This is a genomic window from Tomitella biformata AHU 1821, assembly GCF_000524475.1.
In the GTDB taxonomy this organism is placed as follows: Bacteria; Actinomycetota; Actinomycetes; order Mycobacteriales; family Mycobacteriaceae; genus Tomitella; species Tomitella biformata.
This window is the reverse complement of the sequence record NZ_BAVQ01000003.1, coordinates 331,220-353,211: the sequence shown is the minus strand read 5'-3', so window position 1 is coordinate 353,211 and position 21,992 is coordinate 331,220. Positions and strand designations below refer to the sequence as shown.

The 21,992-nt window shown below is 68.6% G+C and carries 18 protein-coding genes and 2 tRNA genes; 15 read left to right on the top strand and 5 right to left on the bottom strand.

What is annotated here, in order from left to right:
* The first annotated feature begins 124 nt into the window (after positions 1-124).
* Entirely contained in the window at positions 125-598 is a 474-nt protein-coding gene (locus TBIF_RS02670; protein WP_024793329.1) for a ribose-5-phosphate isomerase, read from the top strand.
* Between the two features lie 16 nt (positions 599-614).
* Positions 615-1,409: an Fpg/Nei family DNA glycosylase gene (locus TBIF_RS02665; protein WP_024793328.1), complete on the top strand. Its 795-nt coding sequence runs from the start codon at positions 615-617 to the stop codon at positions 1,407-1,409.
* A 147-nt stretch (positions 1,410-1,556) separates the two neighbouring features.
* On the opposite strand, the gene TBIF_RS02660 is transcribed toward TBIF_RS02665, so the two are convergent.
* From TBIF_RS02660 to TBIF_RS02650, 3 genes are all read right to left on the bottom strand, one after another.
* Positions 1,557-1,925, bottom strand: a complete 369-nt coding sequence (locus TBIF_RS02660) for a hypothetical protein (protein ID WP_024793327.1) — start codon at positions 1,923-1,925, stop codon at positions 1,557-1,559.
* On the bottom strand, positions 1,926-2,627 hold the full coding sequence (locus TBIF_RS26085) for a hypothetical protein (protein WP_024793326.1): 702 nt from the start codon (positions 2,625-2,627) through the stop codon (positions 1,926-1,928).
* Between the two features lie 91 nt (positions 2,628-2,718).
* Positions 2,719-2,791, bottom strand: a tRNA-Gly gene (locus TBIF_RS02650).
* A 145-nt stretch (positions 2,792-2,936) separates the two neighbouring features.
* Between TBIF_RS02650 and TBIF_RS02645 the strand changes: the two genes are divergently transcribed.
* From TBIF_RS02645 to clpX, 5 genes are all read left to right on the top strand, one after another.
* A tRNA-Pro gene (locus tag TBIF_RS02645) sits at positions 2,937-3,010 on the top strand.
* A 105-nt stretch (positions 3,011-3,115) separates the two neighbouring features.
* Positions 3,116-4,486, top strand: coding sequence for a trigger factor (gene tig, locus TBIF_RS02640; protein ID WP_024793325.1), 1,371 nt, complete (start codon positions 3,116-3,118; stop codon positions 4,484-4,486).
* Positions 4,487-4,639: 153 nt separating this feature from the next.
* Complete coding sequence (locus tag TBIF_RS02635; RefSeq protein ID WP_024793324.1) at positions 4,640-5,230, top strand: ATP-dependent Clp protease proteolytic subunit; 591 nt, start codon at positions 4,640-4,642, stop codon at positions 5,228-5,230.
* Between the two features lie 57 nt (positions 5,231-5,287).
* Positions 5,288-5,905 (top strand): ATP-dependent Clp protease proteolytic subunit, encoded by a 618-nt coding sequence (locus tag TBIF_RS02630; RefSeq protein WP_024793323.1) that lies wholly within the window; start codon positions 5,288-5,290, stop codon positions 5,903-5,905.
* 285 nt (positions 5,906-6,190) lie between these two features.
* Positions 6,191-7,468 carry an ATP-dependent Clp protease ATP-binding subunit ClpX gene (gene clpX / locus TBIF_RS02625; protein ID WP_024793322.1) on the top strand — a complete coding sequence of 426 codons (1,278 nt, stop codon included), beginning with the start codon at positions 6,191-6,193 and terminating at the stop codon, positions 7,466-7,468.
* Between the two features lie 101 nt (positions 7,469-7,569).
* On the opposite strand, the gene fdhD is transcribed toward clpX, so the two are convergent.
* Together fdhD and TBIF_RS02615 are read right to left on the bottom strand one after the other, a co-directional pair.
* The gene (fdhD, locus tag TBIF_RS02620; protein WP_024793321.1) at positions 7,570-8,388 is read right to left on the bottom strand and encodes a formate dehydrogenase accessory sulfurtransferase FdhD; all 819 of its coding nucleotides are present in this window, start codon (positions 8,386-8,388) and stop codon (positions 7,570-7,572) included.
* Positions 8,389-10,734, bottom strand: coding sequence for an FdhF/YdeP family oxidoreductase (locus TBIF_RS02615; protein WP_024793320.1), 2,346 nt, complete (start codon positions 10,732-10,734; stop codon positions 8,389-8,391).
* 152 nt (positions 10,735-10,886) lie between these two features.
* On the opposite strand from TBIF_RS02615, the gene TBIF_RS02610 reads away from it, so the two are divergent.
* The 8 genes from TBIF_RS02610 (at position 10,887) to TBIF_RS02575 (ending at position 21,982) form a co-directional block, all read left to right on the top strand.
* Complete coding sequence (locus tag TBIF_RS02610; RefSeq protein WP_084611508.1) at positions 10,887-11,429, top strand: GNAT family N-acetyltransferase; 543 nt, start codon at positions 10,887-10,889, stop codon at positions 11,427-11,429.
* Positions 11,411-12,001 carry a molybdenum cofactor guanylyltransferase gene (gene mobA / locus TBIF_RS02605; protein WP_024793318.1) on the top strand — a complete coding sequence of 197 codons (591 nt, stop codon included), beginning with the start codon at positions 11,411-11,413 and terminating at the stop codon, positions 11,999-12,001. Before TBIF_RS02610 ends, mobA begins: the two co-directional genes overlap by 19 nt.
* 109 nt (positions 12,002-12,110) lie before the next feature.
* Complete coding sequence (locus tag TBIF_RS02600; protein ID WP_148302124.1) at positions 12,111-12,755, top strand: hypothetical protein; 645 nt, start codon at positions 12,111-12,113, stop codon at positions 12,753-12,755.
* Positions 12,756-12,845: 90 nt separating this feature from the next.
* A complete protein-coding gene (locus tag TBIF_RS02595; RefSeq protein WP_024793316.1) occupies positions 12,846-15,560 on the top strand; it encodes a valine--tRNA ligase in 2,715 nt (904 codons plus the stop codon).
* Positions 15,560-17,107, top strand: a complete 1,548-nt coding sequence (gene folC, locus TBIF_RS02590) for a bifunctional tetrahydrofolate synthase/dihydrofolate synthase (protein WP_024793315.1) — start codon at positions 15,560-15,562, stop codon at positions 17,105-17,107. The genes TBIF_RS02595 and folC overlap by 1 nt, the downstream gene beginning before the upstream one ends.
* Entirely contained in the window at positions 17,104-17,523 is a 420-nt protein-coding gene (locus TBIF_RS02585) for a DUF4233 domain-containing protein (RefSeq protein WP_024793314.1), read from the top strand. Before folC ends, TBIF_RS02585 begins: the two co-directional genes overlap by 4 nt.
* A 54-nt stretch (positions 17,524-17,577) precedes the next feature.
* Positions 17,578-17,991 carry a nucleoside-diphosphate kinase gene (gene ndk / locus TBIF_RS02580; protein ID WP_024793313.1) on the top strand — a complete coding sequence of 138 codons (414 nt, stop codon included), beginning with the start codon at positions 17,578-17,580 and terminating at the stop codon, positions 17,989-17,991.
* 379 nt (positions 17,992-18,370) lie between these two features.
* Entirely contained in the window at positions 18,371-21,982 is a 3,612-nt protein-coding gene (locus TBIF_RS02575; RefSeq protein WP_024793312.1) for a translation initiation factor IF-2 N-terminal domain-containing protein, read from the top strand.
* The last annotated feature ends 10 nt before the right edge of the window (positions 21,983-21,992 follow it).

The following is a 21,992-nucleotide window of genomic DNA, read 5'->3' as shown; positions in this document are numbered from 1 at the left end:
CGCTGCACTCGATTCCGTCGTGGCTCAGAGCGGGAAGACCACTCTGGGTCGCGGCTGTAGCTGAAGTGTTCTATGGCCAGCCTACTAACGGTGTCTAGTCCCCGGGCATGACACAATTGCCGCCATGCGCGTTTACCTTGGGACTGACCATGCCGGCTTCGAGTTGAAGAACCAGCTCATCGAGCACCTCGCTGCTAGCGGCCACGAGCCCGTCGACTGCGGCGCCTTCGCCTACGACGCGGTGGATGACTACCCCGCGTTCTGCATCGACGCCGCCCGCAAGGTCGCGGCCGACGAGGGCAGCCTCGGGATCGTCATCGGCGGCAGCGGCAACGGCGAGCAGATGGCCGCCAACAAGGTGCCCGGCATCCGCTGCGCACTGGCCTGGTCCGTCGAGACCGCGCAGCTCGCCCGCGAGCACAACAACGCGCAGGTGCTCAGCATCGGCGGCCGCATGCATTCCCTCGAGGAGTCCAAGGCCATCATCGACGCGTTCCTCGCCACGCCGTGGTCTAACGAGGAGCGCCACCAGCGCCGCATCGACATCATCTCCGAGTACGAGCGCACGGGCGACGCGCCAGTAGTCCCCGGCGCCTAAATACCTGAGCGTTTAAATGCCTGAGGGTCACACGCTGCACCGGCTCGCTGGGATCCATCAGCGTGCATTCGCCGACGCCCCCGTCCTGGTCTCGAGCCCGCAGGGCCGATTCTCTGCGGGGGCGAGGTTAGTCGACGGCCGGGTCTTCGAGCATGCCGAGGCGTGGGGTAAGAACCTTGTGCACTTCTACGACGGCGACCTCATGGTGCACATCCACCTCGGCATCTACGGCACGTTCGCGGAGCAGCCCGTGCCGATGGCGCAGCCCGTCGGCCAGGTGCGGATGCGGATGATCGGCGAGCGCGTCGGCACGGACCTCGTCGGCCCCATCCGCTGCGACGTCATCGGCGAGGCGGAGCTATTCGCGCTGCAGGCCCGCCTCGGTCCGGACCCGCTGCGCGCCGACGCGGACCCCGAGCGGGCCTGGGCTCGGATCAGCAAGTCCCGCACGGCTATCGGCACACTGCTGATGGATCAGAAGGTCATCGCCGGGGTCGGCAACATCTACCGCGCCGAGGTCCTCTTCCGCCACCACGTGCACCCGCTCCGCGCGGGCAAGGACCTGCGCCGCGACGAGTGGGACGCGATCTGGGCCGATCTGGTGGAGCTCATGCGCATCGGGGTCGAGGAGGGCGGCATCGTCGTGGTGCGGCCGCAGGACGACTACGGGGATCCGGCCTACGCCAAGGGCAAGCCGCGCACCTACGTCTACCGCCGCGCGGGCAGCCCCTGCCGGCTCTGCGGGGCCACGGTCCTGCACTCGGTGCTGCAGGCGCGCAACCTGTTCTGGTGCCCCACCTGTCAGCCCTGATTCGCTCGTCTGTTGTGCATCTGTGCAGGTGAATTTGCGATTCCAGCCGCGCAGGTGCACAACAGAGGCCAGCTCAGCTCGGGAACTCGTCGTCGAAGAGCATCATCGAGCCCAGTCCCGGCCCGCCGCCCTCGTTGCCGGTGGTCATCACGGCGTGCCACCAGGGGTCTGAGTACCAGCCGGGGGGATTGGCCACTCGGAGTCCGCCGTGGGGCCTGGGTAGTAGTGCGGGGTGCGGCGCGACCTCTTTGGGGCCGGCGCGAGCCGCGGGGGCATCGGGCCGGGGTCCTGGCCGAGTCCGACGCGGGCCAGGCGGGTCAGGTGCAGCCCGGCGATGGCGAGTTGCGCGCCATTCTCGACTTGCTCGTCCGTGCCGCCGAATCCCACCGCGGCCGCCCCGAGGATCAGGCAGGACGTGGCCTGCTCAATCTCGGGGGAGAACGGCAGGGCGTCGATCTCGGCGGCCAGGCGGTCCAGGTCCGCGCTGGCTCTGGCTCTCGCGGTCCGTGAGCTCATCTAGAAATCCCCGCCGCCGAAGTCGCCCATGTCTCCCATGCCGTCGAGGCCGTCCTGGTATCCATCGCCGTAGCCCTCCTCGAATGCCTGGGCGTCATAGCCCACCCCGCTCATGCCCGAGAACATCGTCGAGAACAGCAGCATCGAGCCAACTCCCCATGCGCCGGCCACAAGAGCGGGACGCCACCACGGCTCGGAGTACCAGCCGGCGGGGACGGGGCGCCCGGCGACGCGGCCGCCCGGATAATAGTTGGGAGTCTGCGCGGTGGCGGTGGGCGAGGCTGCCACGGATCGGCCCTCGAACTCCACCTCGCGCTGCTCGGTCACGGCGCCGGCGATGTCCTGGCCGTCGAGGCCCGGCAGCGGTGGGCCGGCCTCAACGCCCATCGCGAGGCGGGCGGCGCGCACGTAATAGAGGCCCTCGAGGGCGCTGTCGCGGGCGAGGCGGGCCTGGCGGACAGTGCTCGCCTGCTCCAGTTGGGAGGAGGCGGCGGTGAACCGCTCGGAGGCGTCGGCCATCGCCCGCCGCGAGGCCTCGTCGTCGCCGTCGAGGGCCAGCACCTGGCCGCCGAGACGCTCGGTCCACCGGTGGGCGTCGGCGAGCTCGTCCGTGACCTGGTCGGACTGCACCTTCTTATTCTTGTTCGTGTAGATGAAGCCGATGACCGCGGCGACGACAACGAGCAGGATGAGGATTTCCACGGAGGCCTTTCGAGGGGCGGTTGGCACACTGCTAATGACGAAACCCCCGGCCAGCCGCCATGCGGCGGTGGACCGGGGGTTTCGCGTGGAGAGTCGGCGACGAGGTTCGAACTCGCGACATCCTGCTTGGAAGGCAGGTGCTCTACCAGCTGAGCTACGCCGACATGAATCACAGGCTGCCATATCGGGGCCTGCGAGAGGAAACTGTACCGAACCTGGGCGGCGAATCAACTCCCGGGGGGTACCAGTAGTATTGGGCACCGTACGATCGACGAGGCGAGTTCAGGGTCAACCTGTTCTTGCTGAGAACGGGGTGTGGCGCAGCTTGGTAGCGCATCCGCTTTGGGAGCGGAGGGTCGCAGGTTCAATTCCTGTCACCCCGACTGTTTGAGATGTTGGCCCCTGGAACCCATCCTTGGGTGGCAGGCAATACGGAAATACCAGCGTGGCCCGGTTCCGGGAGCGCGGAACGACGAAGGAGCAAGTCCTTGAAGAGCACCGTCGAGCAGCTCAGCCCGACGCGAGTCCGGATCAATGTTGAGGTGCCCTTCGCGGAACTCAAGCCGGACTTCGACGCCGTCTACGCCCAGCTCGCCCAGCAGGTTCGGATCCCCGGATTCCGTCCCGGCAAGGCCCCCGCCAAGCTGATCGAGTCCCGCGTCGGCCGCGGTTCGGTCATCGAGCAGGTTCTGCAGAACGTGGTCCCGACCCGCTACTCCGAGGCCGTCGCCAACGACGACATCAAGGCCCTCGGCCAGCCGGACATCGAGGTCACCAAGATCGAGGACGGCGACCACATCGCGTTCACGGCCGAGGTTGACGTCCGCCCCGAGATCACGCTGCCCGATTTCGCCGAGATCGACGTCACCGTCGATTCTGTCTCTGTGACCGACGAGGCCGTCGACGAGCAGCTCGAGGCGCTGCGCGCACGCTTCGGCACCCTCGTGGGTGTCGAGCGCGGCATCGTCGATGGCGACTTCGTCTCCATCGACCTGGCCGCCACCATCGACGGCGAGGCCGTCCCGGAGGCCACCGCAGACGGGCTGTCCCACGAGGTTGGCTCCGGCCAGCTGATCGAGGGCCTGGACGAGGTCCTCCTGGGCGTCGAGGCTGGCGGCACCACCGAGTTCACCACCAAGCTTGTCGCCGGTGAGCGTGCGGGCGAGGACGCAGTTGTCGCGGTCACCGTGAACAGCGTCAAGAACCGTGAGCTGCCCGAGGCTGACGACGAGTTCGCCCAGCTGGCGAGCGAGTTCGACACCCTCGACGAGCTCCGCGAGGACCTGAAGGCGCGCGTGGGCCAGTCCAAGCGCAGCGAGCAGGCCGGCGAGCTGCGGGACAAGGTGCTGGACCACCTGCTGGAGACCGTCGAGTTCGAGGTGCCCGAGGGCATCGTGCAGGCCGAGACCGACAACCAGATCCACGAGGTCGTCCACAGCCTGGACCACAACGACGCCGAGCTGGACCGCCTCCTTGAGGCGCAGGGCTCGAGCCGCGAGCAGTTCGAGACCGAGGCCAAGGAGTCGGCCACCAAGGCGATCAAGGCCCAGCTGCTGCTGGACACCTTCGCCGACGAGAAGGAGATCACGGTCGGCCAGGACGAGCTGACCGAGCGCCTCCTGTTCGAGGCCCGTCGCGGCAACATCGCGCCGGACCAGCTGGCCCAGCAGCTCCAGACCTCTGGTCGCCTGGGCGTGCTCTACGCCGAGGTCCGCCGCAGCAAGGCGCTCGCCGAGATCGTGCAGCTGGTCAAGGCCACCGACACCGATGGCACGGCCATCGACATCTCCGACCTCCTGGGCCTGAACCCGGCGAAGTCCGAGGATGCCGCTGCGGAGTCTGAAGCCGCCGCAGAGTAGGACTTTTCACCCCTTGCCTTCGCGCAAGAACTTCACGCTGTCAGCGAACGTGGGCGGTACCGGGACTACGGTGCCGCCCACGTTCGTTAGGGTCAATGACAGGAACCACCGATGCACTGGAAAGGCACGCCCGTGAGTTTGCAGAATTCCGCCATGCGGTCAGGCACTGCCGGACTCAATCTCAGCGATTCCGTCTTTGAGCGGTTGCTCCAGGAGCGGATCATCTTCCTCGGATCGCAGGTTGACGACGAGATTGCGAATCGGCTTTGCGCCCAGATCTTGCTGCTGTCCGCTGAGGACCCGACGCGCGACATCAAGCTGTACATCAACTCTCCCGGCGGCTCGGTCACCGCGGGCATGGCGATCTTCGACACCATGCAGTTTGCCGAGTGCGACGTCGCCACCTACGCGATGGGCCTCGCGGCCTCGATGGGCCAGTTCCTCCTGGCCGCCGGTGCCAAGGGCAAGCGCTACGCCCTGCCGCACGCGCGCATCATGATGCACCAGCCCTCCGCGGGCATCGGCGGCTCGGCCGCCGACATCGCGATCCAGGCGGAGCAGTTCTCCCTGACCAAGCGGGAGATGAACGAGCTCAACGCGCAGTTCACCGGCAAGTCGATCGAGCAGGTCACGGCCGACGCGGACCGCGACCGCTGGTTCACCGCCGAGCAGGCGCTCGAGTACGGCTTTGTCGACCACGTCGTCAGCAGGGCCCGGCAGGCAGGCGGCACCGGCTCTCACTAAGAGATCCGGCCACACCCTTCCAGCCAGTCCCTCCCTCTTGAAGACACGGAGCACGTGATGACAATTTCCTCCCGCTACATCCTTCCCTCCTTCGTGGAGCACTCCAGCTACGGCATGAAGGAGTCCAACCCGTACAACAAACTGTTCGAGGAGCGCATCATCTTCCTCGGCACGCAGGTGGACGACGCCTCGGCGAACGACATCATGGCGCAGCTGCTGGTGCTCGAGTCCCTGGACCCGGACCGCGACATCACGATGTACATCAACTCGCCCGGCGGCTCGTTCACCTCGCTGATGGCGATCTACGACACGATGCAGTACGTCCGCGCGGACATCTCGACGGTGTGCCTCGGCCAGGCCGCCTCGGCCGCCGCGGTGCTGCTCGCCGCCGGCACGCCGGGCAAGCGCATGGCCCTGCCGAACGCGCGCATCCTGATCCACCAGCCCGCGACGGAGGGCATCCAGGGCCAGGTCTCCGACCTGGAGATCCAGGCCGCCGAGATCGAGCGCATGCGCCGCCTCATGGAGGAGACCCTCGCCCGCCACACGGGCCGCGAGGCGGAGCAGATCCGCATCGACACCGACCGCGACAAGATCCTCACGGCCGCGCAGGCCAAGGAGTACGGGATCATCGACAACGTGCTCGAGTACCGCAAGGCGTCGGCGCAGAAGTAAGACCTCTCGTCAGTGCGGCTGCATCGCCGGCCCCGTCCGCCAGGAAACTGGCGGGGTAGGCCGGCGATGTGGCGTCTGGGGCCAGTGTTGCTGGCCGGGCGCTGGCGGACGTGCCGGGGACCGACTCGGCCGTCGAATCCCGACCGAGTGCGGCGGGAGCGGGTACCGTCGTCAGGACACCGGGATGAGTCTGTGGAGGCAATCCAAGGGGCCCCGGGCGGGCGCGAGATAGATCCAATGGCGAACTAGAGCAGTTGTGAACTAGTGAAGTGGGAGACGTCGAACATGGCACGCATCGGTGATGGTGGCGATTTGCTCAAGTGCTCCTTCTGTGGCAAAAGTCAGAAGCAGGTCAAGAAGCTGATCGCTGGGCCCGGCGTCTACATCTGTGATGAGTGCATCGACCTGTGCAACGAGATCATCGAGGAAGAGCTGGCGGAGACCAACGACGTCAAGCTCGACGAGCTGCCCAAGCCCTCGGAGATCCACGGATTCCTGGAGAAGTACGTCATCGGCCAGGACACCGCCAAACGGACCCTCGCCGTGGCTGTCTACAACCACTACAAGCGCATCCAGGCCACCGACAAGTTCCGCGACGTCAAGGGCGAGACGGTCGAGCTGGCCAAGTCCAACATCTTGATGCTCGGCCCCACCGGCTGCGGCAAGACGTACCTGGCGCAGACCATGGCGAAGATGCTGAACGTGCCGTTCGCGATCGCCGACGCCACCGCGCTCACCGAAGCCGGCTACGTGGGCGAGGACGTTGAGAACATCCTGCTCAAGCTGATCCAGGCCGCGGACTATGACGTCAAGCGGGCCGAGCACGGCATCATCTACATCGACGAGGTCGACAAGATCGCCCGCAAGTCGGAGAACCCGTCGATCACCCGCGACGTGTCCGGCGAGGGCGTGCAGCAGGCGCTGCTGAAGATCCTCGAGGGCACGCAGGCCAGCGTCCCGCCGCAGGGCGGGCGCAAGCACCCGCACCAGGAATTCATCCAGATCGACACGACGAATGTGCTGTTCATCGTCGCCGGCGCGTTCGCGGGGCTCGACAAGATCGTGGCCGACCGCGCGGGCAGCACCGGCATCGGCTTCGGCGCGGAGGTCCGCTCGAAGTCCGAGATGGACAAGGTCGACCGCTTTGCCGACGTCATGCCGGAGGACCTGATCAAGTTCGGCCTGATCCCCGAGTTCATCGGCCGGCTGCCGGTCATCGCCTCGGTGACGAACCTGGACAAGGAATCGCTGGTCAAGATCCTGTCCGAGCCGAAGAACGCGCTGGTCAAGCAGTATGTCCGGATGTTCGACATGGACGACGTGGAGCTGGAGTTCACCGACGACGCGCTCGATGCCGTCGCTGACCAGGCGATCCTGCGGGGTACCGGCGCCCGCGGCCTGCGCGCGATCATGGAGGAGGTCCTGCTCCCCGTGATGTACGACATTCCCGGCCGCGACGACGTCGCCAAGGTTGTCGTGACCGGCGAGACGGTGCGCGACAACGTGAACCCAACCATCGTGCCCCGCGCGGCGGACGACGAGCGCCAGGAGAAGAGCGCCTAGCCTCCCGCGTCGATACCGCTAGTTCGCTCCAGGTATTTGAGTCCGCCGCCCTTGCAATCGCAGCGGAGTCGAACAGCTGGAGCGAACTCGTTTGACGGGCGCTAGAGGACGCGGTCCGGCCGGCTGTAGACGTTCAGGCTCGAGCCGCGCACGAAGCCGACGAGGGTGATCCCTGACCGCTCGGCCAGCTCCACCGCCAGCGACGAGGGTGCCGACACTGCGACGACCACCGCGACGCCCGCCATCGAGGCCTTCTGCACCAGCTCGAATGAGGCGCGCCCGCTGAGCATCAGCATCGAGCCCGTCAGCGGGACCCGGCCCTCCTTCAACGCCCAGCCGAGCGTCTTGTCCACGGCGTTGTGCCGGCCGACGTCCTCCCGCGCGGCGACCAGGTCGCCGGCCGCGGTGAACAGGCCCGCGGCGTGCAGCCCGCCGGTGGAGTCGAAGATCCTCTGGTGGCTCCGGAGACGGTCCGGCAACGCCAACAGCAGTCGGTGGTCCACGGTGACGGGGTCGTCGGCGGGGGAGTGCGAGCTGGTCCGCTCGACCTCGTCGATCGACGACGTGCCGCAGACGCCGCACGCGGAGTTCGCGAGGAAGTTGCGCTGGCGCCGCTCGCGCGCCGACGCCGGGCCGTCGAGGTGCACCTCCAACACGTTGTAGGTGTTGACACCGTCCACGTCCGCGCCGGCGCAGTAGCGGACCTCGCGGATCTCTTCGCGGGCGGTGACGATGCCCTCGGCGAGCAGGAACCCATGCACCAGGTCGATGTCGTGGCCCGGGGTGCGCATGGTCACGGCGAGGGGCTCAGAGCCGATGCGGATCTGCATCGGCTCCTCCACCGCGAGGTGATCCTCGCGGATGGTGGCGCCGTGGTCGGTGTAGCGAGTGACCTTTCGGCGGGCGGTGATCCGGCCCATCTAGCCGACCTGCGTGGAGGGCCCAGGCATGGAGGGCTCAAGACGGACTACCACGGCCTTGGAGACCGGGGTATTGGACCGCGCCGCCACATGGTCGAGAGGGACCAGGGGATTGGTCTCCGGGTAGTAGGCGGCGGCATTGCCCCGCGGGGTGGAGTACTCGACGACTCGGAACTCGTGGACCCGCCGCTCCTCCATGTGTGTGCCGGCGCCGTCGGGGTTGGGAATCTCCCACTCGGAGACCAAGTCGACCAGCTGACCGTCGGCCAAGCCCAACTCGGCGATGTCCTCGGCGTTGACGAAGACCACCCTGCGGCCGCCGCTGATCCCGCGGTAGCGGTCCTCCAGGCCGTAGATGGTGGTGTTGTACTGGTCGTGGCTGCGCATCGTCTGCAGGATGACGCGGCCCTTGGGGGTGCGCACCCAGTCCATGGGGCTGGTCGTGAAGTTCGCCTTGCCCGTGTGGGTGTGGAACTCGCGGGCATCGCGCGGCGGGTTGGGCAGCACGAAGCCGTCGGGCTGGCGCACCCGCGTGTTGAAGTCATCGAAGCCGGGGACGACGCGCGAGATGGAGTCGCGGATAGCGTCGTAGTCATCCTCGAACTGGGCCCAGGGCGCGGGGTGGTCAGGGCCGAGCAGGGCGATGGCGAGACGGGCGACGATCGAGACCTCGCTGCGCAGGTAGGGGCTGGCCGGGTCGAGGCGCCCGCGGGAGAGATGCACCATCGACATCGAGTCCTCGACGGAGACCTGCTGGTCGCCGCTGGCCTGGCTGTCCCGCTCGGTGCGGCCCAACGTCGGCAGGATCAGTGCGGTGCGGCCGTGCACCACGTGGCTGCGGTTGAGCTTGGTGGAGATCTGCACCGTCAGCGCGCACTGGCGCAGCCCGTCCTCGGTCACGGCGGTGTCGGGCGTCGCGGACGCGAAGTTGCCGCCCATGCCGATGAACACCGACGCCTTGCCGTCGCGCATGGCCCGGATCGCCTGGACCGTGTCGTAGCCGTGCGCGCGCGGGGTCGTGATGGTGAACTCGGCGTCGAGCGCGTCGTGGAACTCGTCGGGCATCTGCTCCCAGATGCCCATCGTGCGGTCGCCCTGCACGTTGGAGTGCCCGCGCACGGGGCACACCCCGGCGCCCGGCTTGCCGATCATCCCGCGCAGCAGCAGCAGGTTGACGGCCTCGTTGATGGTGTTCACCGCGTCGGCGTGCTGGGTCAGGCCCATCGCCCAGCAGAAGATGGTGCGCTTGGACCGCATCAGCGCGTCGGCCAGCCCGCGGATCTGGGGCAGCGTCAGGCCGGTGCCCTCCTGCACGGCGTCGAAGTCCACCGCCCGCATGTGCGCGGCGTACTCCTCGTAGCCGGCGCAGTGCGATTCGATGAAGTCGCGGTCCAGCACGGTGCCGGGGTTCGCGTCCTCGGCCTCGATGAGGATGCGGCCGACACCCTGGAACAGCGCGAGGTCGCCGCCGAGGCGCACCTGCAGGAACTGGTCGGACAGGGGAGTGCCGCGGCCGAGCACGCCCTTGACCTTCTGTGGGTCCTTGAATCGGATCAGCCCGGCCTCAGGCAGCGGGTTGATGGCGATGATCTCGGCGCCCTTGCCCTTCGCGGCCTCCAACACGGAGAGCATGCGGGGGTGGTTGGTGCCCGGGTTCTGGCCGGCGATGACGATCAGGTCGGCGTTCTCAACGTCGTCGACGGTGACGGAGCCCTTGCCGATGCCCAGCGAGTCGGTGAGCGCGGTGCCGGAGGACTCATGGCACATGTTGGAGCAGTCCGGAAGGTTGTTCGTGCCGTAGCTGCGCACGAGCAGCTGGTAGAGGTACGCGGCCTCGTTGCTAGTGCGGCCGGAGGTGTAGAAGAGCGCCTCGTCCGGGCTGTCGAGCGCCTTGAGCTCGTCGGCGATCATCGTGAACGCCGCGGGCCAGGAGATGGGGACGTAGTGGCTCGCGCCAGCGCGCAGCACCATCGGGTGGGTGATGCGACCCTGCTGGCCCAGCCAATAGTCGGTCTTGCCGCGGAGCTCCTCGATGGAGTGCTCCTCGAAGAACGACGGGCGCACGCGGCGGCGGGTGGCCTCCTCCGCGACGGCCTTCGCGCCGTTTTCGCAGAACTCGGCGATCTTGCGGCCGCCGAGGGTCTCCGGCCATGCGCAGCCCGGGCAGTCGAAACCGTCGCGCTGGTTGAGCCGCAGCAGGGTGCGGGCAGTGCGGACCGGCCCCATCTGCTCGAGGTCGCGTTTCATGGACACGCCGACCGCGGTCACGCCTGCGGCCCACTCCTTCGCGCCAGTGACCTTGAGCTGGGACTCGTCAATATCTTCCTGGGGACCATTCCACGTCATTGCACCATCTTGGCCCTTTTTGCCAAAAATAGCAGCTATCACTTTCTGAGAGGCGGCGACCGTGCCAAGCTGGACGGGTGACCCCAAAGTCCTCCCCCCAGCCGAGTCCTCTCCGCACTTCGGAGATTCCCGCCGCCGCGCGTGTGCTGGCGATGGCCTTTGACGACGATCCCGCGATGTCGTGGATGCTGCCGGACCCGCGCACCCGACTGCGCAGCCTCGAGCGGATGTTCGCGACGCAACTGCGCCACCACCACCTCGCCGGTGGCGGGGCCGAGGTCACCCGGGACGCCGCCGGCCGGGTGATGGGCGCGGCGGCCTGGGATCCGCCGCATGGCTGGGAGCCGTCGCTGGTGGCGAAGATCCGGATGCTGCCCGGGATGACGCGCGCCCTCGGCCGCTATGCCCGCCGGGGGCAGGCGATGGACAAGGCCCTCGACTCGGTGCACCCGAACACCCCGCACTGGTACCTCTCGGCAATCGGCACCGACCCGGCCGGACGCGGCGGCGGCTTCGGCAAGGCGCTGCTCCAATCCCGGATGGACAAGTGCGACGGGGCGGGCCTCCCGGCGTATCTCGAGTCCTCCAAGCACGCCAACATCCCGTTCTACGAGCGCTTCGGGTTCCAGGTCGTCCAAGAGATCGCGCTGCCAGGCGGCCCATCCCTGTGGACGATGTGGCGCGAACCGCGGTGACGGACGTCTGCGGGATCGTGCTCGCCGGCGGGCGCTCCACACGGATGGGCGTGGACAAGGCGACGCTGCCGTGGGGCGAGTCCACGATGCTCGAGACGGTCGTGGCGATGCTCCGCGTGGTGCTGCCGCACGTGATCGTGGTGGCCGCGCCCGGTCAACAGCTGCCCGCCGTCGCCGCCGGCATCGTCCGAGACCCGGTGCCTGATCAGGGGCCGCTGCGCGGTCTCGCCACCGGGCTCGCGGCGGCGCGGGCAGCGGGTTTCGAGTGGGCGTTCGCCGCCGCGACCGACACTCCCTTGCTGACCGCGGCGGCGATCAGGCAGCTGCTCGCCGAGCGGGCGGACGTCGACGCGGTTATCGGCACCGCCGAGGGGCGCGACGAGCCCCTGGTGGCGCTCTATCGCGCGCGCCTCGCGTCGCCCGCGGCGGACTTGCTCGCGGCGGGGCAGCGCCGGCTCCAGGACCTGATCGCGGGCCGCACCGTGCGGCGCGTCGCCTTGGCCGACAGCGTGGCCGCGTTCAACGTGAACACAGCGGCCGACGCGGATCGCGCGCGTGGGTTGTCGAACTAGCCTGGCCCGGCTGCCGGCGGGATATGGTGCTGATCACCCGGCGCACTGTTGGGCTGGGGGCGGTCGGCTCGGCGGAGCTGGCGCGGTGCATTCAAAACGAGGCGGTCAAGTGGGAACCACGGCAATGCGTGTGATGGGCAAGTCCGGCAAGGTCCTGGCGGTTGTCGGGGCGGCTGTTCTGATGGGCGGCTTCACCGCGGCCTGCGGATCCAGTGGGGGCGGCGACTCCGCGTCGGGCACGGTGGTCGAGGACGCGGTGACCGCGGATGGGGTGGCCGAGGACGGCGCTGGGGCGGACGACTCCATCGGCGAGAAGAACCGCAAGCTCCTCGAGGGGGCGATGGGCGGCAAGGACTCCGTCGTCTGCGAGTTCTCCGAGGCCGGGGTCGACGGGAAGATGATCATCCAGGGTGAAGCGTTTTTCCGGTTCGAGGGCATATCCGAGGACGGCCCGATCCAGATGGTCCGCGAGGGCGACAATCTCTACATGTGGGCACCCGACACCACCGTCGGCCTGAAGATGGATGTGAGCACCGCGGGAGAGGGCGAGCAGGTCGTGAGCCCCCTGGACCTGCAAGACGAGGCAGCGGTGAACAACCTCAAGTGTGAGAAGTACACCGGTGACATGGGCCTGCTCCGGGCCCCGGCAGACGTCGAGTTCGCCTCGCTGGAGGACATGTTGTCCAGTTCCGTGGATCCCGAGACGCTCGAGGGTCTGCTCAACGGCAATTCGGGTGCGGGAAGCGGCAACTGACGGTGTGGCCGGCCGCGGCTCCGGTGCCCGTTCACGGTGCCGGGAGCAGGCGGGGTCGGCCCGGCTGGACGCCTTGCCTAGAATCACAGGGTGACCAGTGCAGCTTCAGATCAGACTCAGCCCGCCCAGCCCGACAACTCCGGCGCCGACGCCTTGGCCAAGAGTTGGGAACCGGGGGCGGTAGAGGCCGAGCTCTATAAGGGCTGGGTGGATGCCGGATACTTCACCGCCGACGCCACCAGCGACAAGCCGCCGTTCTCCATCGTGCTGCCGCCGCCCAACGTCACAGGCAGCCTGCACATGGGCCACGCGCTCGACCACACGCTGATGGACATCCTGGCCCGCCGCAAGCGGATGCAGGGCTACGAGGTGCTGTGGCTGCCGGGCATGGACCACGCGGGCATCGCTACGCAGTCCGTCGTGGCGAAGCAGTTGGCCGCCCAGGGCATCGCCCGCGACGACCTGACGCGCGACGAGTTCATCGCGAAGGTCTGGGAGTGGAAGGCCGAGTCCGGCGGCGCCATCGGCGAGCAGATGCGCCAGCTGGGCGACAGCGTCGACTGGTCCCGCGAGCGCTTCACCCTCGACGAGGGCCTCTCGCGCGCCGTGCAGACCATCTTCAAGCGTCTCTACGACGAGGGCCTGATCTACCGGGCCGAGCGCCTGGTCAACTGGTCCCCGGTGCTGCAGACCGCGATCTCCGACATCGAGGTCAAGTACGAGGACGTCGAGGGCGAGCTGGTCAGCTTCCGCTACGGCTCCCTGGACGATAACGAGCCGCACATCGTCGTCGCGACCACCCGCATGGAGACGATGCTCGGCGACACCGCGATCGCGGTGCATCCCGAGGATGAGCGCTATAAGCACCTCGTCGGCACCACGCTGGCGCACCCGTTCCAGGACCGCCAGATCCCGGTCATCGCCGACGACTACGTCGACCCTGAGTTCGGCACCGGCGCCGTGAAGATCACCCCGGCGCACGACCCCAACGACTTCGAGATGGGCATGCGGCACTCCCTGCCGATGCCCACCATCATGGGCAAGACGGCTGAGATTACCGGCACCGGAACGCAATTCGACGGAATGGACCGCTTCGAGGCGCGAGTGAAGGTCCGCGAGGCGCTCGCCGAGCAGGGCCGACTCGTGGCGGAGAAGCGCCCGTACCTGCACAGCGTCGGGCACTCCGAGCGCAGCGGCGAGCCGATCGAGCCGCGCCTGTCGATGCAATGGTGGGTCAAGGTCGAGGAGCTCGCGAAGGCCTCCGGCGACGCGGTCCGCGAGGGCAACACCGTCATCCACCCGAACTCCCTCGAGCCGCGCTGGTTCGACTGGGTCGACAACATGCACGACTGGTGCATCTCCCGCCAGCTGTGGTGGGGCCACCGCATCCCGATCTGGTACGGCCCCGAGGGCGAGACCGTGTGCCTCGCGCCCGGCGAGACCGCGCCCGACGGCTACACGCAGGACCCCGACGTCCTGGACACCTGGTTCTCGTCCGCGCTGTGGCCGTTCTCCACGATGGGCTGGCCCGATGCGACGGCCGACCTGGCCAAGTTCTACCCCACATCCGTGCTGGTCACCGGCTACGACATCCTGTTCTTCTGGGTCGCCCGGATGATGATGTTCGGCACGTACGTCGCGAAGGAAGACGCTGGCACTGACGCCCTGCTGGGCCCGGCCGGCCAGATCCCGTTCCAGGACGTGTTCCTGCACGGACTGGTCCGCGACGAGCACGGCAGCAAGATGTCGAAGTCCAAGGGCAATGGCATCGACCCCCTGGACTGGGTCGAGCAGTTCGGCGCGGACGCGCTGCGCTTCACCCTGGCCCGCGGCGCGAACCCCGGCTCGGACCTTTCGGTCGGCGAGGGCAACGCGCAATCTTCCCGCAACTTCGCGAACAAGCTGTTCAACGCCACCAAGTTCGCGCTGATGAACGGCGCGGCCCCGGCCGAGCTGCCCGCCCGCGCGGAGCTGACCGACGCCGACCTGTGGATCCTCGACCGCCTCGAGCAGGTCCGCGGTCAGGTCGATGACGCCTTCGACCGCTACGAGTTCGGCAAGGCCTCCGAGACTCTGTTCCACTTCGCGTGGGACGAGGTGTGCGACTGGTACCTCGAGCTGGCGAAGGTCCAGTTCGGCGGGCCGGAAGGCGATCTCTCCGACCCCCGCGCCGTCTCCACGCGGGCCGTGCTCGGCAACGTGCTCGACGCGCTGCTGCGGATGCTGCACCCCGTGATGCCGTTCGTCACCGAGACGCTGTGGAAGGTCCTCGCGGGCGGCGAGTCCGTCGTCGTCGCGGACTGGCCCGCCGCGTCCGGCATCGCCACCGATGAGGCCGCCGCGCAGCGCGTCGCGGATGTGCAGAAGCTCATCACCGAGCTGCGCCGCTTCCGCTCCGACCAGGGCCTCAAGCCCAGCCAGAAGGTCCCCGCCCGGCTCGGCGGACTCGAGGCCGCGGGCCTGGGCGCCCATGCGGATGCGATCCGCTCGCTGGTCCGCGTCACCGTCGAGGAGGAGGGCTTCGAGGCCAGCGCCTCGGTCGAGGTGCGGTTGACGAGCGCGACGATCGTCGTCGATCTGGACACCTCCGGCACGGTCGACGTCGAGGCGGAGAAGCGCCGCATGACGAAGGACCTCGCCGCCGCGGAGAAAGAGCTCGAGGGCACCGCCGCGAAGTTGGCCAACGAGGCGTTCTTGGCGAAGGCGCCCGACGTCGTCGTCGACAAGATCAAGGCCCGCCAGACCCTGGCGGGCGAAGAGGTCGAGCGGCTCACCGCGCGCCTGGCAGAGCTGGGTGGCAAGTGATGTCCGACGACCGCACACCCGACGATCTCGATCCCGACGAGCTCACCGGGGACGACAGCGTCGCCGACGTGCTCAGCACCGACTCGCTGGCCGCCAAGGCCCTGGCCGAGTCCGGGCTGTCCATCGAGGACTTCACCGACGAGGCGCTCTACGAGGACGCGATCCCTGTGGAGCCGCCGACGCCGGAGGCGCTCGCCGAGCTGGCGCAGGTCGAGGCGGAGCTGGACCAGCGCTGGCCCGAGACGAAGATCGAGCCGTCGCTCACCCGGATCGCGGCGCTGCTGGATCTGCTGGGCTCGCCGCAGAACTCGTACCCGACGATCCACATCGCCGGAACCAACGGCAAGACGTCGGTCACCCGCATGATCGACGCGCTGATGACGCACCTGCACCTGCGGGTCGGACGCACCACCAGCCCGCACCTGCAGGTGGTGACCGAGCGGATCGCCATCGACTCCGCGCCGATCAGCCCGGAGCGCTATGTCGAGGTCTACCGCGACCTCGAGCCGTACATCGGCATGGTCGACAAGCAGTCGACGGCGGCGGGTGGTCCTAAGATGAGCAAGTTCGAGGTCCTCACCGCGATGGCTTACGCGGGCTTCGCGGACGCCCCCGTCGACGTCGCGGTCATCGAGACGGGCCTGGGCGGGCGCTGGGACGCGACCAACGTCATCGACAGCCGGGTCGCCGTGCTCACCCCCATCAGCATCGACCACACCGAGTACCTCGGCACCGAGCTCACCGGCATCGCAGGGGAGAAGGCCGACATCATCAAGGCCGACTCCGTCGCGATCCTCGCCGAGCAGCAGCCCGAGGTGCTGGAGGTGCTGCTGCGCCGCGCCGTGCAGGTCGACGCGGCCGTGGCGCGCGAGGGCTCGGAGTTCATGGTGCTCGGCCGGCAGGTCGCCATCGGCGGCCAGCAGCTGCGGCTGCAGGGCCTCGGTGGGGAGTACGACGAGATCTTCCTGCCGCTGCACGGGGAGCACCAGGCGCACAACGCCGTGGTCGCGCTCGCCGCCGTCGAGGCGTTCTTCGGCGCTGGCAAGGACCGCAAGCTCGACATCGACGCGGTGCGCGCGGCCTTCGCGTCGCTCGTGAACCCCGGCCGGCTCGAGCGGGTGCGCAACGCGCCGACGGTGCTGCTCGACGCCGCCCACAACCCGCACGGGGCCCGCGCGCTGGCGGCCGCGCTGTCGGACGAGTTCGACTTCCGCAAGCTCGTCGGCGTCGTCGCGGTGATGGGGGACAAGGACGTCGCCGGCATCCTGGAGTCGCTGGAGCCGGTGCTCGACGAGGTCGTGGTCACCTTCAACGGCTCGCCGCGCTGCCTGCATCCCGATGACCTCGCGGAGTTGGCCATCGCCGCATTCGGCGAGGAGCGCGTCCACGTGGCACAGTCGATGTCCGAGGCGCTCGAGACCGCCATCGGCTTGGCCGAGGAGGTCGCCGAGCCCGGCGAGGCGGTCTCCGGCGCGGGTGTCATCGTCACCGGCTCCGTCGTCACCGTGGGCGTGGCCCGCACTCTGCTGGGAAGGGAACCCTCATGAGCGAGGAGCTGACAGTGGCCGAAGAATTCAACCCCCCGCTGAAGGATCCGTGGAAGATGTTCCGCGGCGTCATGGCCGGGACGCTGGTGCTGCAGGCGATCATCGTCATGCTGGCGCTCCCCGTGGTCAGCTACCTCTCGGAGGATCTCAAGTCGGCGAAGCTCACGTACGTCGCCGTGTTGGGCCTGCTGATGTTCGTCGGGGCCGGTTTCCAGGGGCGCAGCTGGGCCATCCCGTACAATATCGCCCTGCAGGTGCTGGCCGTCGCGGCGTGGTGGGTCCATCCCGCGCTGGGTGTGTGTGGCCTGGTGTTCGCGGCGTTGTGGGGTTATCTGCTGTATCTGCGCAGCGACATGAAGGAGCGCGAGGCGCATGGGCTGTTGCCCGGTCAGCGCGATTTCGGCCAGGACGGCTGACCTCGCGCCACGCCGATTTCGTGACCTGGCGGCTATGCGGATAGTCTCATCCGCGTGACTGAGCGAAGCCTGGTACTCATCAAGCCCGACGCGGTGGCACGCGGACATGTCGGCGAAATCCTTGGCCGTATCGAGCGCAAGGGCCTCACCCTTGTCGCGCTCGAGATGCGCACGGCGACAACCGAGGTCGCGGCCGCGCACTATGCCGAGCACGAGGGCAAACCGTTCTACGACGGACTCCTGGACTTCATCACCGCGCGGCCACTGGTCGCGCTGGTGCTCGAGGGGCCGCGCGCGATCGCCGCCTTCCGCCAGCTCGCCGGCGGCACCGACCCCGTGGAGAAGGCTGTCCCCGGCTCCATCCGTGGTGATCTGGGCACGCTGACGCAGGAAAACCTCGTCCACGGCTCCGATTCCCCGGAATCCGCCGCGCGCGAGATCGGCATCTGGTTCCCGGAACTCGGCTGACTCGTCGGCTGAGGTGGGGGCCCTGCCACGCAGGGCTTTTGAGGACGCTGGTCCATATTTGGTCAGTGGTCACGCGAATATGTGGGATACTTGCGAGAGTTGCCGCGCAATTGCTGTACGCGCAGCAGCCGGATGTCGCCGAAGGTCATTCTCGGTCATCGCGGTCGCGCAGGTCGAGGAAACACCTCTACCTCGCTGAGCATGCTTGATGGCGAGAACGCACCTAGGTTGTCCAGCCAGGCGTCGCGTGAAGTCAACGTGGCGTGAGACCAAAAGATCTCGCACCTACAGGTGTGAGCCCACCTAGAAGCTGCCCTCGCGTGGCCGCGCTGCATACCCGAACTAGGGGATCGACGCGCCCGGGGGTCGAGGAGACCACGTGGCCGATCAAGTGCCGCCCGATGAACTGACCACCACCGAGAATGCCGCCGTGGAAATACCACAGAAGTTGCGCGTGCATGCTCTGGCGAAACTGCTGGGCGTGACCAGCAAGCAGGTACTGGCTGAGCTCGCCGCTCTCGGCGAGCAGGTCAAGACCGCACACTCCAGCGTGGAGCGCGCGGCCGCACTGCGGGTGCAATCCGCACTCGCAGGCGACGTGGCGCCCCCCGCGGCGGAGCAAACGCCTGCAGCGGAGCCGGCCCCGAAGACAGCCAAGGCACCTAAGGCTGCCAAGGCCGTCAAGACTGAGGCCCCTGCCGCCACGCCGGCATTCGAGCAGCCGCTGTTCCTGCCGCCCGAGCCTGCCAAGGGCGTGGCCGCGCCCAAGAAGCGGGCGCCCGCGAAGAAGACTGCGCCGCTCGCCTTCACCGAGCCCACGGCGGAGAAGACGCCAGCCGTGACGGCACCTGTCGAGAAGCTGGTGGAGCCTTCAGGAGAGACCACAGAGGAGCCCACAGGGGAGCCTGCTGAGCTCACGAGCACCGCCACCCCGGAGGCTCCTGCCGTGGAGATCGACGTACCGGCCGCCGCCGGTCCCGATGCGGATGACGCCGACAGCTCGGACGCCGACGGCTCCGATTCGGATGATTCGGATTCGGACGATTCGGAAAGCTCGCGTTCGCGCCGGCGCCGTCGTGGCCGTCGTGGCCGCGGTCGTGGCCGCGGCGAGCAGCACTCTGAGGATGGCTCGGATTCCGATCACTATTCGGATGAGGACGCTGACCACTCCGACGTCGTGGCACAGACTGAGCTGGATGCGCCGGAGTCCACCTCCGATGAGGCGGGCGTCGAGCAGGGCCAGGACGGGGAGGCCAACACGGACGACGCGGAGGAGGCGGCGCCGCGTACGGGCCGTCGCCGCTCGCGACGCTCCAGCCGGTCCAGCGGGGCCAGCAGTAGCAGCAGCGATTCGACGGAGACCGTGGACAGCGCGCCCGCCGATACCTCGGGCGCCGACCACACGGAGCCCGCAGAGTCCGTAGAAGAGACAGGGTCCGACGAGCAGTCCTCTGACGAGGACTCGGATTCGTCTGGCGATGACGACGGGAACGGCAGCCGCCGTCGCCGCCGTCGCCGTCGCCGCCGCTCCGGCGGGGGAGACGACGACGAGACGTCACAGGACGATCCGCCGAACACCGTGGTCCACGAGCGTGAGCCCCGCAACAAGAGGACTCCGCGCGACGAGGTCCAGGGCATCAGCGGCTCCACGCGTCTCGAGGCGAAGCGGCAGCGCCGTCGCGATGGCCGCGAGGCCGGTCGCCGACGTCCGCCAATCCTGAGCGAGTCGGAGTTCTTGGCGCGCCGCGAGGCCGTCGACCGTGTGATGGTGGTGCGCGAGAAGGCCAACAGTCACGGTGGCGGCGTTGTCACCCAGGTCGGCGTGCTCGAGGACAAGGTGCTCGTCGAGCACTTTGTCACCAGCGCGGCCACCCCGTCGATCGTCGGCAACGTGTACGTCGGCCGCGTCCAGAACGTGCTGCCGAGCATGGAGGCCGCATTCATCGACATCGGCCGCGGCCGCAATGGCGTGCTCTACGCCGGCGAGGTCGACTGGGCCGCTGCCGGCCTGGGCGGCTCGTCGCGCAAGATCGAGCAAGCGCTGCGGCCCGGCGACCAGGTTCTGGTGCAGGTCAGCAAGGATCCGGTGGGGCACAAGGGAGCCCGCCTGACCACGCAGATCAGCATGGCGGGCCGGTTCCTGGTCTACGTTCCCGGCGGCTCGTCCACCGGGATCAGCCGCAAGCTGCCGGACACCGAGCGGGCGCGCCTGAAGGCGATCCTGAAGCAGATCGTGCCGGCGAACGCGGGCGTTATCATCCGCACCGCGTCCGAGGGTGTCAGCGAGGATGAGCTGGCGCGCGACGTCGACCGCCTGCAGAAGCTCTGGGAGTCCATCCAGAAGCTGGCCGACGAGGAGAAGGCGAATAAGTCCAACTCGCCGAAGGCCCTCTACGAGGAGCCGGACCTGCTGGTCAAGGTCGTCCGCGACCTGTTCAACGAGGACTTCGCGAAGCTGGTCATCGACGGTGATCAGGCCTGGGACACCGTCTCGTCCTATATCGGACGCGTGGCGCCCGACCTGATGGAGCGCGTCGAGCGGCACGACCGCCGCGGCGGCTCGACCGACGCCTTCGGCGCGTACCGGATCGACGAGCAGCTGGTGAAGGCGCTCGACCGCAAGGTGTGGCTGCCCTCCGGCGGCACGCTGGTCATCGACCGCACCGAGGCCATGACTGTCGTCGACGTGAACACGGGCAAGTACACCGGTTCCGGCGGCAACCTCGAGGAGACCGTCACGCGCAACAACCTGGAGGCGGCCGAGGAGGTCGTGCGCCAGATGCGCCTGCGGGACATCGGCGGCATGATCGTGGTCGACTTCATCGACATGGTCCTCGAGTCGAACCGGGACCTGGTCCTGCGTCGGCTCACCGAGGCGCTTGGCCGGGATCGCACCCGCCACCAGGTGTCCGAGGTGACCTCGCTGGGCTTGGTGCAGATGACGCGCAAGCGCATGGGCACCGGCCTGATCGAGGCGTTCTCGACCAACTGCGAGCACTGCCACGGGCGCGGCCTGATGATCCACGCCGACCCGATCGTCTCGGAGTCCGAGGCGGACTCCGGCAGGTCCAGCAGGGGCGAGTCCGGCACGCGCCGTGCCCGCCGCGGCAAGGGCAACGACACCCCCGCGGTGGAGACGGCTGAGGAGAAGGCGGCTGGGCACAGCCCAGCCGAGCATCCGATGTTCAAGGCGATGGCCGAGCACGAGCACCCCGATGGCGAGGACGGCGCGGAATCGGCCGCCGACAGCGCCGAGCATGAGATCGAGCCCGGCTCGGCAAGCGGCCAGCAGGCAGCACCTGAGTCGACCGGCCAAGACCGTCCCAGCAGGCGTGAACGCGGTCGGCGTGGGCAGCGGTCGGCAGGCTCGGCGGGAAGCCAGGCGGAGGCGGCTCACGAGGCCGACGCAGATGAAGCGCCGGCACAGGTCCAGCCCTCGACCGCCCAGCCCTCGACCACCCAGCCCTCGACCGCCCAGCGGTCTGCCGCTGAGCAGTCGGCGGCCGACGCCAAGTCGGAGGCGAAGCTCGACGCGATGGCCAAGATCGAGGCCGCGGTCGCCCGCAGCGCAGGCCCGCGTAAGCGGACCCAGCAGGCGCCGTCCGGCAACCGTCGCGGATCGCAGCCCGAGAGGCCTGCGGCGAAGGCTGTGGTTCCTGCCACAGTCCCCGAGCCTGTGGTGAAGGCGGAGGAGCCCAAGCAGGCGCCAGCGGCCCCGGCCGCGGAGTCGGGTCCGCCTGCTCGTCGGCGCTCGAGGCGGGCCGCTCGGCCCGCGTCCGCACCGGTGGAGCATGCGCAGCCGACGGCGGAGCCAGTTCGCTCCGAGGTTATTGTTCCCGCAGCTCAGCCCGTTGCCGCTCCGGTAGCCGCGCCTGCTGTGACAGCGCCTGCAGCGCCCTCCGGCGATGCAGCGGCCACGGCGGCGGCTGCTGTCCGGCGGCCACGACGACGCGCTGCAGGGCGCCAGGCCGGACCCCCGGTCGCGCCCTAATCTCCACCCG